Annotated in this window: 15 protein-coding genes and 3 pseudogenes; 10 read left to right on the top strand and 8 right to left on the bottom strand. The window is 65.8% G+C overall.

The features are described 5' to 3' along the window. A partial coding sequence (locus tag ACZY0Y_RS18595; RefSeq protein WP_463959698.1) for a hypothetical protein occupies positions 1–227 on the bottom strand: 227 nt, incomplete at its 3' end. Positions 228–366: 139 nt separating this feature from the next. Between ACZY0Y_RS18595 and ACZY0Y_RS18590 the strand changes: the two genes are divergently transcribed. The 3 genes from ACZY0Y_RS18590 to ACZY0Y_RS18580 are packed head-to-tail and all read left to right on the top strand — an operon-like array spanning position 367 to position 2,369. After that, positions 367–852 carry a hypothetical protein gene (locus ACZY0Y_RS18590; protein ID WP_463959696.1) on the top strand — a complete coding sequence of 162 codons (486 nt, stop codon included), beginning with the start codon at positions 367–369 and terminating at the stop codon, positions 850–852. A gap of 31 nt (positions 853–883) precedes the next feature. Beyond that, positions 884–1,498, top strand: a complete 615-nt coding sequence (locus tag ACZY0Y_RS18585; protein WP_463959694.1) for a hypothetical protein — start codon at positions 884–886, stop codon at positions 1,496–1,498. A 40-nt stretch (positions 1,499–1,538) separates the two neighbouring features. Further along, positions 1,539–2,369 (top strand): alpha/beta hydrolase, encoded by an 831-nt coding sequence (locus ACZY0Y_RS18580; RefSeq protein ID WP_463884730.1) that lies wholly within the window; start codon positions 1,539–1,541, stop codon positions 2,367–2,369. A gap of 43 nt (positions 2,370–2,412) precedes the next feature. Here the strand turns inward: ACZY0Y_RS18580 and ACZY0Y_RS18575 are convergent, their stop codons facing one another. Next, positions 2,413–3,021 carry an SDR family oxidoreductase gene (locus tag ACZY0Y_RS18575; RefSeq protein WP_463884731.1) on the bottom strand — a complete coding sequence of 203 codons (609 nt, stop codon included), beginning with the start codon at positions 3,019–3,021 and terminating at the stop codon, positions 2,413–2,415. Here ACZY0Y_RS18575 and ACZY0Y_RS18570 point away from each other — a divergent pair. From ACZY0Y_RS18570 to ACZY0Y_RS18555, 4 genes and pseudogenes are all read left to right on the top strand, one after another. Beyond that, a complete protein-coding gene (locus ACZY0Y_RS18570) occupies positions 3,021–3,587 on the top strand; it encodes an SDR family NAD(P)-dependent oxidoreductase (protein WP_463959693.1) in 567 nt (188 codons plus the stop codon). The genes ACZY0Y_RS18575 and ACZY0Y_RS18570 overlap by 1 nt on opposite strands. Next, a complete protein-coding gene (locus tag ACZY0Y_RS18565; RefSeq protein WP_463959692.1) occupies positions 3,557–4,204 on the top strand; it encodes a PEP/pyruvate-binding domain-containing protein in 648 nt (215 codons plus the stop codon). Before ACZY0Y_RS18570 ends, ACZY0Y_RS18565 begins: the two co-directional genes overlap by 31 nt. A gap of 197 nt (positions 4,205–4,401) precedes the next feature. Continuing rightward, positions 4,402–4,599, top strand: a pseudogene (locus ACZY0Y_RS18560) (NAD(+)--rifampin ADP-ribosyltransferase); the annotation flags it as partial. A 156-nt stretch (positions 4,600–4,755) separates the two neighbouring features. Then, on the top strand, positions 4,756–4,887 hold the full coding sequence (locus ACZY0Y_RS18555) for a hypothetical protein (RefSeq protein WP_272927725.1): 132 nt from the start codon (positions 4,756–4,758) through the stop codon (positions 4,885–4,887). Between the two features lie 34 nt (positions 4,888–4,921). On the opposite strand, the gene ACZY0Y_RS18550 is transcribed toward ACZY0Y_RS18555, so the two are convergent. Next, the gene (locus ACZY0Y_RS18550; protein WP_463959691.1) at positions 4,922–5,608 is read right to left on the bottom strand and encodes an HD domain-containing protein; all 687 of its coding nucleotides are present in this window, start codon (positions 5,606–5,608) and stop codon (positions 4,922–4,924) included. A gap of 108 nt (positions 5,609–5,716) precedes the next feature. Further along, entirely contained in the window at positions 5,717–6,760 is a 1,044-nt protein-coding gene (locus tag ACZY0Y_RS18545) for an NAD(P)-dependent alcohol dehydrogenase (protein ID WP_463886330.1), read from the bottom strand. A gap of 191 nt (positions 6,761–6,951) precedes the next feature. Between ACZY0Y_RS18545 and ACZY0Y_RS18540 the strand changes: the two genes are divergently transcribed. Beyond that, the gene (locus ACZY0Y_RS18540; RefSeq protein ID WP_463886328.1) at positions 6,952–7,830 is read left to right on the top strand and encodes a helix-turn-helix transcriptional regulator; all 879 of its coding nucleotides are present in this window, start codon (positions 6,952–6,954) and stop codon (positions 7,828–7,830) included. A gap of 11 nt (positions 7,831–7,841) precedes the next feature. Here ACZY0Y_RS18540 and ACZY0Y_RS18535 read toward each other — a convergent pair whose 3' ends face one another. Continuing rightward, positions 7,842–8,978, bottom strand: coding sequence for an acyl-CoA dehydrogenase family protein (locus ACZY0Y_RS18535; RefSeq protein ID WP_463959689.1), 1,137 nt, complete (start codon positions 8,976–8,978; stop codon positions 7,842–7,844). Positions 8,979–9,143: 165 nt separating this feature from the next. Between ACZY0Y_RS18535 and ACZY0Y_RS18530 the strand changes: the two are divergent. Further along, a pseudogene (locus ACZY0Y_RS18530) lies at positions 9,144–9,819 on the top strand (SDR family NAD(P)-dependent oxidoreductase). 723 nt (positions 9,820–10,542) lie between these two features. On the opposite strand, the gene ACZY0Y_RS18525 reads toward ACZY0Y_RS18530, so the two are convergent. The 3 genes from ACZY0Y_RS18525 to ACZY0Y_RS18515 form a co-directional block, all read right to left on the bottom strand. Further along, complete coding sequence (locus ACZY0Y_RS18525) at positions 10,543–10,695, bottom strand: hypothetical protein (RefSeq protein ID WP_197515737.1); 153 nt, start codon at positions 10,693–10,695, stop codon at positions 10,543–10,545. 144 nt (positions 10,696–10,839) lie between these two features. Then, positions 10,840–11,019 (bottom strand): hypothetical protein, encoded by a 180-nt coding sequence (locus ACZY0Y_RS18520; protein ID WP_463959700.1) that lies wholly within the window; start codon positions 11,017–11,019, stop codon positions 10,840–10,842. Between the two features lie 110 nt (positions 11,020–11,129). Next, complete coding sequence (locus ACZY0Y_RS18515; protein WP_463886324.1) at positions 11,130–11,630, bottom strand: hypothetical protein; 501 nt, start codon at positions 11,628–11,630, stop codon at positions 11,130–11,132. Between the two features lie 206 nt (positions 11,631–11,836). On the opposite strand from ACZY0Y_RS18515, the pseudogene ACZY0Y_RS18510 reads away from it, so the two are divergent. Continuing rightward, positions 11,837–12,204: pseudogene (locus ACZY0Y_RS18510) on the top strand (transposase); the annotation flags it as partial.

Below are 12,204 nucleotides of genomic sequence, written 5' to 3'. Positions count from 1 at the left end.
GGAACACCACCGGCAGCAAGGCCGGGAACCCCGTCATGCCCACCGACCGAACCCAGACCTAGATCAGAACGACCCCGCCCCATCAAACACAACCGGTGGATCGAGGCTAAGAGGCCTAAGACGACAGAAACGACGATCTCGGGCCGTTTCCAGAAGTTTGACCAGGTGATCTTGTTATCCGGATCATCACCCCGAGGCCGGGCACTCCCTTTCGCATCGTCGCTCATATGCGGAGTATCCGCCCCGGCATGGGAAGCGTCAACGCGTCGCGCATACCTCCACCCCCGAGAATGTGGGCATAGGGCCGAACCGGTCGAAGTGGAAGTGAGAGGCGCGGCCAGCCGGGAACGTGTCTAGACTGGCGCCATGAGGTCGAAGTGGGGAATCTTCCGCTCTGCGGTCGTGCTGATGGTTGCCGGCCTGCAGCTGGCCGCTTGCGCCAGGGCCGACGTCGTTTGCCCTGCGGTCGGGTGGGTCAGCACAGTCACTGTGCGGCTCGAAGGCGACATCACCGCCGTCGACCACGTCGAACTGTGCACCACGACCGGCTGCTCCGTCCCTGAGGTGGCCTCGCCCCAGCCCGCGTCACCGAAATCAGCGGTTCCCAGCTCACCGGACGGCCCTTCACCGTCGGTGGCGCCTTTCGTCGCCGCCCAGACGGCAGCCAATTCCTGGGTTTTCACCGTCCAGGGCCAACTGCCCGGCGAAGTGACAACCCGCGTGCTCGCCCAAGACGGCACCCTGCTCGCCCGGCAGCAATCCCGGCTGGAGTGGACCAGGGTTGGCGGCTCGGAACAATGCGGCGGTCCCATGACAACACCGCCCATCACCCTCCAGCTCCCGGGCCAGTAACCGCGGGAACCCACCGACGAAAGGACCAGCCATGACCTTCTTCCAGGACTTCCCGGTGCCGCACCCGCCCCCGCGCGGGCGGGCAGTGAGGTACGTCCCGCCCGTCTGGGCCGGCGCCCCGCCGTACGAGCTTCCGGCCGTCGTCCATATCGGTCAGTTCCTGCACCGGAGCCCGACGATGGTGATGGCCGTCAAGAGCACCGATGTCTTTTCAACGGGCTGTTCGTTCGATGTGTCCTGGACCATCCGCCGGGGTGACCAGACCGATGAGGAGTGGGCGGAACTCAACGACGTGTTTTTCCGGCCCGGACCCGGCCCCCGCAGGGGCTCCGGCGCAGCGTCGATGCTCCTGTTCGGCGTGGCTTTCCCGGACGGTTCAAAGTCCAGCACCGGCGCGCACCCGCACGGACACTTCGAGGGCACCGACGAGCCTGCCCCGCCGGTCCTCCTGATGAGAAACGGAGGCGGGAGCGGAGGCGACGACGAGCTCTCCGGCTCCGGCGCACTCTGGCTCTGGCCGCTGCCGCCGGCGGGCAAACTCCAGCTCGTCGCAGGGTGGAAAGACTTCGGCCTGGAAGAGTGCTCCATTTTCCTGGATGGTTCCCTGCTACGCGACGCCGCCTCCGGAGTGCAGAAATTCTGGTGACCTGCGGATTGCCCGCGGCCCCGGGCCTATGATCGGGGCCATGGGACCGCCCGGAATTTCCCGACGAAGCCTGCTGGGGCTCGGCGCCGTGGCAGCGGTGTCGATCGCGGGATGCACCGGCGGGGCCACATCCAGCCCCACCCCACCCGTAGCCATGCGCACCGGCAGCTTCACGTCACGGTTCCGCCCGCAGGAACCCACCGGCTGGTCCCTCGCCGTACCGGGCACGCCCGACGGCGGCACATCCGTCTCCCTGCCCGTGGCCCTCTTCCTGCACGGAACAAACTCGGACCACCGCATGGTCTTTGACGACCTGGGCGCTGAACAGGTGCTGGCACAGCATGTGGCGCGCGGCGCCACGCCCTTCGCTATTGCGGCTGTGGACGGAGGCGAAACCTGGTGGCACCACCGCGCGTCAGGCTCAGACACGCAGTCCATGGTGGTGCAGGAATTCCTCCCCTTGCTGGCCGGCCAGGGGCTCGACGCCGGCAGGGTGGCAGTCTTCGGCCTGTCGATGGGCGGCTTCGGCGCCCTGCTCCTCGCCGCCCAGCACCGCCTGCCCGGTCTCCGCGCCGTGGCCGCCATGAGCCCCGCTGTCTGGAGCCGGTACGACGCAGGCCGGTCCGACAACTTTGACAGCGCCGCGGACTTTGCCGCCAACGACATCTTTGCCCTGCGGGCGGAGCTGGAGACACTGCCGAAGAGAATTGACTGTGGAACGTCCGACAACCTGCTCTTCAGCGTGCAGGACTACGTGAAGGACCTGCCTGGGGAACATTCGGGAGGATTCCAGGACGGCGGCCACGACAGCAATTACTGGCGCTCCATCCTCCCGGATGTCCTCTCGTTCCTGGGCCGGAACCTGGCCTAGACCTGGACGGCCGGGCCCAAACCTGACGCCGGCCCTGGCATGTTCACTGCGGGGCGAGTGCGCCGTAGAAGTAGGACGCCGTGACGCCTCCGCCCATAAGGAAGTCGCTGCCGGTGATGAACCCGCCGTCCGGGCCCATAAGGAGCGCGCCCACGGTGCCGACCTCGTCGGGAGTGCCACCCCGACCCGCCGGGGACAACTCGATCATGCGCCGGTACCCCTCCCCGCGGGGGCCGGAGAGCTCATCCCCGGCGAGCGGGGTGAAGATGATGCCGGGGCTGATTGTGTTGATCCGCGCGCCCCGCTTTCCCCAGCGAACGGCCTCGGCCATCACGCGGAGCGAATTGCCGCGCTTGGCCAGCTGGTAGGCGCGGAGGGAGTCCGTGACCCGGTCGGGCTGCAGCATCGGAAGTGCCAGGATCTCGTCGGCCGGCGTCGTTGCAAGGGCCCTATTTTCCTCGGGGCTCAGGGCAGCCAGGCGGTGCCCCGACTGCGACGCGATGACGACGCCGGCACCGCCAGGGGCGATGACGTTCCCGAATTCCTCCAGCAGCACGGCGGTCCCGTATAGGTCCACGGCCAGGATGGTCGCCGGCGAGGCTTGGCTGGGCGAGACACCTGCGGCGTGGATGACGCCCGTGACGTCGCCCAATGCCGCGGCTGCGTCGACCAGGGCGTGGATGGACTGCCGCGGTGGAGGAAGCAGACGACGCCGACATCCGGCAGTTGTTCGACACCAACGTGTTCGGCGCCGTCGACATGATCAAAGCAGTCCTCCCGGGCATGCGCGCGAACAGGGCAGGTTCCATCCTGAACATCTCTTCCATCGGGGCACGCATCACCCCGGCCGGATCCGGATACTACTCGGCCACCAAGTCGGCCTTGGAGGGCCTCTCCGGGTCCCTACGCAAGGAACTGCAGCCGCTCGGCATTAACGTCACCGTCATCGAGCCCGGCGCGTTCCGGACCGACTTCGCCGGCCGCTCCCTCACCCAGTCCGCGACGCCGAGAGAGGACTACGCTGAGACGGCCGGGAAACGGCGCAAGGAGCACGACACGGTCCACGGCACGCAGCCAGGCGACCCGGCAAAGGCCGCGGAAGCGATCCTGAAAATCGTCGACAGCCCGAACCCGCCGTCGCTGCTGGTGCTGGGCCAGGACGCTTTTGACGCCTTTGACCGGACACGGTGCGCCTCGCGGTGGTGGTCCAGCGGATGATCGAGGCCGAGTCGGCCGGGGTGATGTTCACCGCCAATCCTGCCAACGGGCGCCGCGACCAGCTCTTGATCAGTGCCGCGTGGGGCCTGGGCGAGTCGGTGCTTAGCGGAACTGTCACCACCGATGACGTCGTCGTCGAAGCGGGGACGGGCCGTGTGCTGTCGCGCCGGACCGCGGACAAGGACATCATGACTGTCTATGCGGACCACGGCACGCGGGAGCAGCCGGTGCCCAAGGACCGCCGTCGTCAGCCCGTCCTGGATGACCAGGCTGTGGCCAGGCTGGCCGGCTATGGAACACGGATCGCGGCTCATTTCGGGGTGCCGCAGGACATCGAGTGGGCCCGGGCCGGTGGGGAGTTCTCCATCCTGCAATCGCGGCCTGCCACTGCACTGCCTGAACCGGCGGCTGACACCCCGGATGCTTGGCCGGTGCCCTACCCGAAGGGACTCTACTTCCGGGCGAGCATCGTGGAACAGATGCCCGATCCGCTCTCGCCGTTGTTCGCCGACCTCATTGACGGCTCGGTGTCCCGGTCGCTGCGGGCGTTGCTGTCCGAGGCCGTCGGCATCCCGCGGCGGAGGTCAGACTCTTCGCGGGCGCGGGCCACGGAGTGATGGCAACGCGGTCCGCGGAGTACATCGAAACCGTGCGGGAATTCCTGCGCAGACCCTGACCCGGACCGCACCTTGAACCAAAATATGGTCGGCGCTAGAGTCGGGGCCCAACGTCGAAGAGGGTGTGCATGGAGAAACCAACGGTGTCGTCGGAGGCCATTGATCCCGGACCTTTCTTCCACGGCACGAAGGCTGACCTGAAGCCGGGGGAGGATGACCCCAATCTGACGGACAAGAAGTTCCCGGGCAACCCAACGAGGTCCTACCGCACCGAAGCGCCGCTGCGAGTAGTTGACGAGGTCTTAGGTTGGCAGCCGCACTCCCCCGAGGTGATTCAGAACATGCGGAACCACCTTGAAGGACTTAAGCGGCTTGGCATCGAGGCCATCAACTGAATTCCGGCGCTGCGTCAGTCAAAGATCTTCCTGGAGCCCAACGACGACGTCGCAGTCGACGGCCAAGGGTGCCTGTCATCCTGATGGGACCTTGGCCTCTGGGAGCGCGGTACGGGAATTGACGCGTTTGTCATCGAGCCCGGGCACACGCCGATCGTGTTCGCCGGATGTGAGTTTGTGGCCTTCACCCCAACCGAGGAGGCGAAGCAGCAAAGCGCGGTGATGATGCCCAACATCATGAAGTTCGCCGAAGAGCAAGGAATCGAACTGCCAGGGCAGCAGACATAGGTCCCAGGCGGAAGTAGACGTAGTCCCGCCCGTACTATTCCGCGCCCGGCAGCGCCCGCCGCTGCGGCCACAGGGTCACCGACTCCAGTGCGGAGAGCGCCCGCGCCATGGCCTGGGCCTCCGCCGTGAACAGGTGCCCGTGGACCCTCTGGCTGCACAGCCGCAGCGCCTGGCCGCGGTCCAGGCCGAACCAGTCCATCACGGTGTCGATGCCGTGCGGGCTGAGCCGCCAGGTTTTGTCCGCGTCCTTGACGATCGCGTCCTCGACCGAGATGGCTTCCCGGCGGGAATCGTGGCCGTCGATGATGTCCAGGATGGCCGGGACTTTCCCGGCGTCGTACCCTGCGTCGGCGAGGATCCCGGCGGCGAGCCGGGCGCCTTCCTTCTCGTGCAGCAGCACCAGATCCGGCCGGCCGCCGCCGGGCGCGATCGCCTGCAGGACCTCCGCGGGCGGCACCTGCGACCAGCCGATGTCGTGCAGCATGATCGCAGGGAGGACGACGGCGGCATCCGCCTCGGGGTGCGCCTCGAGCAGGGCAACGGCCAGTCCGAAGGCGTAGAGCGTGTGGGCGTCGTTGTCGCGGACTTTCAGGTACGGCGCCGCCCGGTCCCAGATGGCGGCGAGGTCCGGGTCCAGGGTGATGACGCCGTCGGGCTCCGCCTCGATCCCTCCGGCGATGTCCAGGCCGGAAAGTTTGGCTTCGGGCTGCAGTTTGGTCATCCCGCCAGCGTGCCCGCCCATCGGACCCGCGGGCAAGGACCACCTTCCGCCCAGCGGAACAAGAAGGGCCCGGCCAGGTCGACCCGGCCGGGCCCATCTTGTTTGGAGCTACACCAGGGTGGAGGTGTCGATCACGAAGCGGTACCGCACGTCGGAGGCGAGCACGCGCTCGTAGGCCTCGTTGATCTTCTCGGCCGGGATGACCTCGATCTCGGCGCCGAGGTGGTGCTCGGCGCAGAAGTCGAGCATTTCCTGCGTCTGGCGGATGCCGCCGATCATGGAACCGGCGAAGGAGCGGCGTCCGGCGATCAGGGCGAACGCGTTCACGGGCAGCGGTTCGGCCGGGGCGCCGACGTTCACCAGGGCGCCGTCGAGGGTCAGCAGCTGCAGGTAGGAGCTGATGTCGATCGAGGCGCTGACCGTGTTGATGATCAGGTCGAAGCTGCCGGCGAGGTCGGCGAAGGTGTTCTCGTCGCTCGTGGCGAAGTAGTGGTCCGCGCCGAGGCGCAGGCCGTCTTCCTGCTTCTTGAGCGACTGCGAGAGGACGGTGACCTCGGCGCCCATGGCGTGGGCGATCTTGACGGCCATGTGGCCCAGGCCGCCGAGTCCGACGACGGCGACCTTCTTGCCGGGGCCGGCGTTCCAGTGGCGCAGCGGCGAATACGTGGTGATGCCGGCGCACAGCAGGGGTGCGGCGACGTCGAGCTCGATGCCCTCGGGGATGGTGACGACGAAATCCTCGGTCACAACGACGTGGGTGGAGTAGCCGCCCTGGGTGACGGTGCCGTCGCGGTCGACGGCGCCGTAGGTGCCGGTGTTGCCCTTGAGGCAGTACTGCTCCTCTCCGGCCTTGCAGTTGACGCATTCGCGGCACGAGTTGACCATGCAGCCGACGCCGACGCGGTCGCCCACCTTGTGTTTGGTGACGGCGGAGCCGACTTCGGTGACGATGCCGGCGATTTCGTGGCCCGGTGCCAGCGGGTAGGACTGCGGTCCCCAGTCGCCGCGGACGGTGTGGATGTCCGAGTGGCAGATGCCGGCGAACTTGATGTCGATCAGGACGTCGTGCGCGCCGACGTCGCGGCGTTCGATGGTGGTGGGGACGAGGGGTTCCGTCGCCGAGGTGGCGGCGTAAGCATTAACGGTAAGCATGGATCTCCTGCTTGTGGGGTTCTGGGGGGGGTGCCCCGGCGTTCGGCACCGGTCAGGTGCGGCCTTTCGGCCCGGACGTCATCGGGGGCACTCTCCATCAAACACCATCCGGCTGCCGGCGAGGGAGGCACTGCTGGTAGGGGTACTGGCAGGGCCTCCCTTACGGCGCCGCACCCTCTAACGTTGAAGGTATGGACAATCAGAGCGAGACCCGTGACTTCCTTGCCACCCGGCGGGCGAAAATCACGCCCGAACAGGCGGGACTGCCGGTCTACGGCGGCAACCGCCGCGTCCCCGGACTGCGGCGCGGCGAGGTTGCCATGCTGGCCGGTGTCAGTGTCGAGTATTACACCCGGCTGGAACGCGGAAACCTCTCCGGCGTCTCGGAGGGCGTGCTGGAATCGCTGGCAAGGGCGCTGCAGCTGGACGAGGCGGAGCAAGCGCACCTGTTCGACCTGGCCCGGGCCGCGAGCAGCAGCCGAAAGTCCCAGCGCCGCCGCGCCACTTCCCAGCCGGTCCGCCCCGGTGTGCAGCTGATGCTCGACGCCGTGACCAACGCCCCGGCGTTCGTCCGGAACGGCCGGCTGGACATCCTCGCCGCCAACCAGCTTTGCTATGCCCTGTACTCCGAGATGTACGTCAGCCCCGTCCGGCCGGCCAATCATGCCCGGTTCATCTTCCTGGACCGCCGTTCCTATGATTTCTTTCCGGACTGGGAACGGGCCGCGAATGACACGGTGGCAATCCTGCGCACCGAGGCCGGCCGCGACCCCTACGACCGCAGCCTGACCGATCTGGTCGGGGAACTCTCCACCCGCAGCGAGGAGTTCCGCACCCGGTGGGCGGCCCACAACGTGCGCCAGCACTACAGCGGGATCAAGCACCTCCGGCACCCCGTGGTCGGGGATCTTCACCTCATGTATGAATCCCTGGAGCTCTCCGCCGATGCCGGCCTGTCGATGCTCGTCTACACCGCCGAGCCCGGTTCGACCACCGAGGACGCCCTGCGGCTGCTCGCCAGCTGGGCCGCGACCCAAGATGCGCCGCACCCATCGCTGAAGCAAGGCTAAACGGGGACTGGCTAGGTGCCGGCCACGATGCGGCCGATGATCAGGCGCATGATTTCGTTGCTGCCTTCGAGGATCTGGTGGACCCGCAGGTCACGGGCGATCTTCTCGAGTCCGTATTCGGAGAGGTAGCCGTAGCCCCCGTGGAGCTGGATGGCGCTGTTGGCGACGTTGAACCCGGCATCCGTGGCGACCCGTTTGGCCATGGCGCAGAGCTTGACGGCGTCGGGCGCGCCGCGGTCCAGGGCGTCCGCTGCCCGCCAGAGCAGGGTCCGGGCGGTCACGAGCTCGGTTTCCATGTCGGCCAGCTGGAACAGCAGGGATTGCTGGTTGATCAGCGGGCCGCCGAACGCTTCGCGTTCCTTGAGGTAGGCCACCGACTTGTCCAGGGCAGTCTGGCCGCCGCCCAGGGAGCAGGCGCCCATGTTGATGCGGCCTCCGTTGAGGCCCTTCATCGCGATCCCAAAACCATTGCCTTCCTCTCCGAGGCGGTTGGCAATCGGAACCCGGACATTGTCGAAAATAACCTGGCGGGTCGGCTGGGCGTTCCACCCCATCTTTTTCTCGTTCGGACCGAACGACAGGCCCGGAATGTCCGCCGGGACGACGATGGCCGTGATGCCGCGGTTTCCGGTGTCGGCGGTGCGGGCCATCACGATGTAGTAGCTCGATGACCCGGCCCCGGAGATAAACTGCTTGACGCCGTTCAACACGTACTCTTCGCCGTCGCGCGCTGCCCTGGTGCTCAGCGCGGCAGCGTCGGAGCCGGCGCCGGGCTCGGTAAGGCAGTAGCTGCCCAGCGCTTCCATGGAGGCAAGTTGCGGTACCCACTGGGCGCGCTGCTCATCGTTGCCGAACGAGTCGATCATCCAGACCACCATGTTGTGGATGGAGATGTAGGCGGCAATCGTCGGATCTGCCTTGGCCAGTTCCTCGAAGATCAGCACCGCATCGCTGCGTGTGAGCCCGGAGCCGCCGAACTCCTCCTGCACATATATACCGCCCATACCCAGGGCGCCGGCTTCTCGCAGCACGTCCACCGGGAAGTGTTTGGTCTCGTCCCATTTCGCGGCGTTGGGGGCCAGGGCCCCGTTGGCGAAATCCCGCACCATCGCAACCAGCGACTGCTGGTCCTCGTTGAGTTCAAACATACCCAGTCCTCCGAAGCGTAGATTTTGACTCAATGTAGTACGACGGGCCAATAATTACTAGGACTTCCTACTATGTATTCTCCACGGCAAGAGCGCCCGGGCCAACTACCCGCGATAGCCGGCGGGCCGTGAGAGCGCAGAATCGCACACAGATTGGACTGACTCATGCAGCTCGAGAATAAGGTCGCATTCATCACCGGCGGCGGATCGGGGCTCGGCCTCGCCACCGCAAAGAACTTCATTGCCGAGGGTGCGAAGGTCATGATCTTCGACTTCAACCCCAAGTCGCAGGAAGTTGCCGACGAGATCGGAGCAAAGTTTGTCCAGGGCGACGTCTCGAAGGCCGAGAGCGTTGAAGCCGCCGTCGCGAAGACGGTCGAGGAATTCGGCAGCCTTGACATTGCCGTCGCCTCGGCGGGCGTCGGTGGCGAGGGCGACGTCGTCACCTCGACCGTCGAAAACTGGGAGCGCACCAACGGCATCGACTACTCGGGCGTGCAACGGCGGCGTCGTCGTCAACCTCGCTTCGATGTTCGGCCTCGTGGCCATCTCAAACAACATCGCATACTCGGCCTCGAAGGGCGGCGTCGTGAACATGACCCGCGCCGCCGGGACGATGTACGCGAAGGAGGGCATCCGTGTGAACGCGGTGGCCCCGGGCGTCATCCGTACCCCGCTCATCGACGAACCGACCCTCGAACAATATGCAAAGCTGCACCCGGCCGGCCGAGTGGGCGAGGCGCAGGAAGTCGCCGACCTCATCACCTTCCTCGCGAGCGACAAGGCGAAGTTCATCACCGGCGCGACCATTCCGATCGACGGCGGCTATACGGCCGTCTAGCCTAAACCGGCAACATCCGAGCGCGCCCCCTCCAACCGAGGGGGCACACCTCGTTCCCGGGCCCGCGGGCTCCCGGGGTGTCTCCTGATCATTGCCGGAACAGCCCGATAACGCTGCCGTAATGCGAATCCCAGTCAAGGAAACCCCGAACACCTGCGGAATTATCCGCCTACTCGACCTCTAACCCTTCGACCACTGCCGGGGCGATACCCAGCTACCCGTCGACTAGACAGATCCGAAGTCGTCTCTGTGTCCGTTTGGGGAACCAATGAGGCGTCGCCAGTTAGGAGTCGCAACCACTATCCCGCGCCCGCGAACCTGAGGTCGCAGCTCGCCCGGATGTGAGGATTGGGGTCATCAGGCTGGGGAGTTTGTCATTACCGCAGTCTGTGAGTCTGCTCCTAAAGCCGATAGCGGATTACGTAAAGCTGAATCAGGCAGCATCTTCCCGCGGCTGTTCCGTGCCGCACTGGATTCGCCCGATAAACGGCCCCCGTCAGCGTTCGGCTGACGGGGTCACCGGGATGCGGGCTGCTAGTCCGGACCTGCAGCCCGTCACGGTAGGCGTATGAGAATGACACCCGCCCGTCGCCTGATTTCGCATCCGAGGAGTGAATGAGTATCCGCAAAAACCCCTGCAATCGCCGCAGGTTCACCGCCAGCGGCAGGCCCGGGCCGACCAGCCGATAGCGACTCTTCGCAGACTCATCCAGCCCGGGGGTTTCAGCTCCTCCTGCGCCCGACGAAGAAACCGACGGCAGCGAGGATCAACAGCACCACGCCAACCCAGATCAGGAAGTTCAAAGAAGGAACCAGCCCGCCTCCGAAGAAGAACAGCACCGCAAGGACCACTACGACGATGAGAAGAATGTTCATGACCGTTACCTGCCTTTTCTTTTTTGAAACGTTCAACAATGACACCGCCACCGGGCTCGGCGCCCCGGTGGGTACGCCGCAATCCAGGCCCACCGGCGGCTCTTCACAAGAGCCCGTTCCGGCCCGACGACCAGGCTCCGGGTTTTACTGCGATGGCTGGGGAATGTCACAGGCGATCCTGGGGTTCAGGCCCGAGTAGTTCAGCGGCCCCGCAACGATCGTCAGCGCGACAGTTCCAACCGAGGCGCAAGATGCCGGCTGCCCGGCGAAATAACCGCGCTGCGCGGCCGCGGCGACCCCGATCGCGAGCCAGACGATCACCAATAGTCCGACGATGACTCTGGCCCTGGCCCGCATCTTGTCCTCCGATAGCGGATCTGACTGACGTTTCAGCGCAAATATTCACACGGTGGAGGGAATTGGTCCATCGCGGATCAGAGCGACCGCCTCAGCTGATCCTCTGGCCCGCCCTGGTGGCGGCTGCTCCGGCCATCGCCGGAGATGTCTGATCCTGGCCCGGTTCCCTGAGCAGGCCGGCCGGGCTGACCGGCACCGCCGTCCGGGCCCGGCCGGCCCTCGCCGGTCTGGGCATCCCGGCGTCCGCCGGCAGCAACATCCGGATCCAGTTGAGCAGCTTCCCGGACCCGTTCCTGCGAACCCTCACGAACAGTCCGGGCCTCCTCCTGACGCTCGCGGGCCTCCCTGCGGAGGCGTTCGGCATCCACTTCGGCCTGCTGCGCGTCCGCTTCCGCCCGGGCCGCCTTCGCTTCACCCTCCCGTGCGCCGAGTTCATCTGTCTCCGCCTGCTGGCGCATCTCGACCGCGCGACGCCGGTCAGCCTTCAGCTTCCGCTTGCGGCCGAAGAAGACCACCAGGCCAACAATGACGAGTGCCACGACGATGACGACGATCCATACCAGCTGGCCCGAATCCATGGTGATCTGCCTCTTTCCGCTTGCAACAATGCAGATACCACCAGTAAACAACAAAACCTGCCCACTGACCATGGAATGACCGGCGCCGTCAAGTTGTCGAAGCAACATCCCCGCTCAATAGTTTGGTGAAGACTTTCTGGGCTGCCGCGCATTTCTCGGGCAGTGGGCCCTCTTAAAATGGGGGTCTACTGAAAGTAGAGATCAGCATGACCGCATCACGTAGACGATTTACCCAGGAGTTCAAAGACGAGCTGTGCCGTGAGGTGATCAACACGTCCAAACCAATCAAGGACGTGGCCACCGCGTATGGTGTCGGCCCCGAGACTCTCCGTAACTGGCTGGTCAAGTACCGCGAGGCCAACGGGGGCACCGAGACAGACCTGACGGTGCCGGAACGGGCTCGACTGAAGGAGCTCGAGAGGGAAAATCAGGAGCTGCGCGCGGAGACTCTATTCCTGAAAAGAGCGGCCGCTTACTTCGCGCGGGAGCAGCGGTAGTGAGCAAGTACGAATACATCGACTCCCAGAAAACTGAGCCCGCCAACCTGAATTCGGTCGTGAAGATGTGCCGCTGG

The sequence above is a fragment of the Pseudarthrobacter kochi genome, assembly GCF_055412805.1.
The sequence above is the reverse complement of the archived record's forward strand: the minus strand, read 5'-3'. Positions and strand labels throughout refer to the sequence as shown.

What these genes read in the sequence shown, in the direction of transcription:
- ACZY0Y_RS18590 (WP_463959696.1), top strand. Translation starts at nt 367, where the DNA reads ATGAGGTCGAAGTGGGGAATCTTCCGCTCTGCGGTCGTGCTGATGGTT.
- ACZY0Y_RS18585 (WP_463959694.1), top strand. Translation starts at nt 884, where the DNA reads ATGACCTTCTTCCAGGACTTCCCGGTGCCGCACCCGCCCCCGCGCGGG.
- ACZY0Y_RS18580 (WP_463884730.1), top strand. Translation starts at nt 1,539, where the DNA reads ATGGGACCGCCCGGAATTTCCCGACGAAGCCTGCTGGGGCTCGGCGCC.
- ACZY0Y_RS18570 (WP_463959693.1), top strand. Translation starts at nt 3,021, where the DNA reads ATGCCGCGGCTGCGTCGACCAGGGCGTGGATGGACTGCCGCGGTGGAG.
- ACZY0Y_RS18550 (WP_463959691.1), bottom strand. Translation starts at nt 5,608, where the DNA reads ATGACCAAACTGCAGCCCGAAGCCAAACTTTCCGGCCTGGACATCGCC.
- ACZY0Y_RS18545 (WP_463886330.1), bottom strand. Translation starts at nt 6,760, where the DNA reads ATGCTTACCGTTAATGCTTACGCCGCCACCTCGGCGACGGAACCCCTC.
- ACZY0Y_RS18540 (WP_463886328.1), top strand. Translation starts at nt 6,952, where the DNA reads ATGGACAATCAGAGCGAGACCCGTGACTTCCTTGCCACCCGGCGGGCG.
- ACZY0Y_RS18535 (WP_463959689.1), bottom strand. Translation starts at nt 8,978, where the DNA reads ATGTTTGAACTCAACGAGGACCAGCAGTCGCTGGTTGCGATGGTGCGG.
- ACZY0Y_RS18525 (WP_197515737.1), bottom strand. Translation starts at nt 10,695, where the DNA reads ATGAACATTCTTCTCATCGTCGTAGTGGTCCTTGCGGTGCTGTTCTTC.
- ACZY0Y_RS18515 (WP_463886324.1), bottom strand. Translation starts at nt 11,630, where the DNA reads ATGGATTCGGGCCAGCTGGTATGGATCGTCGTCATCGTCGTGGCACTC.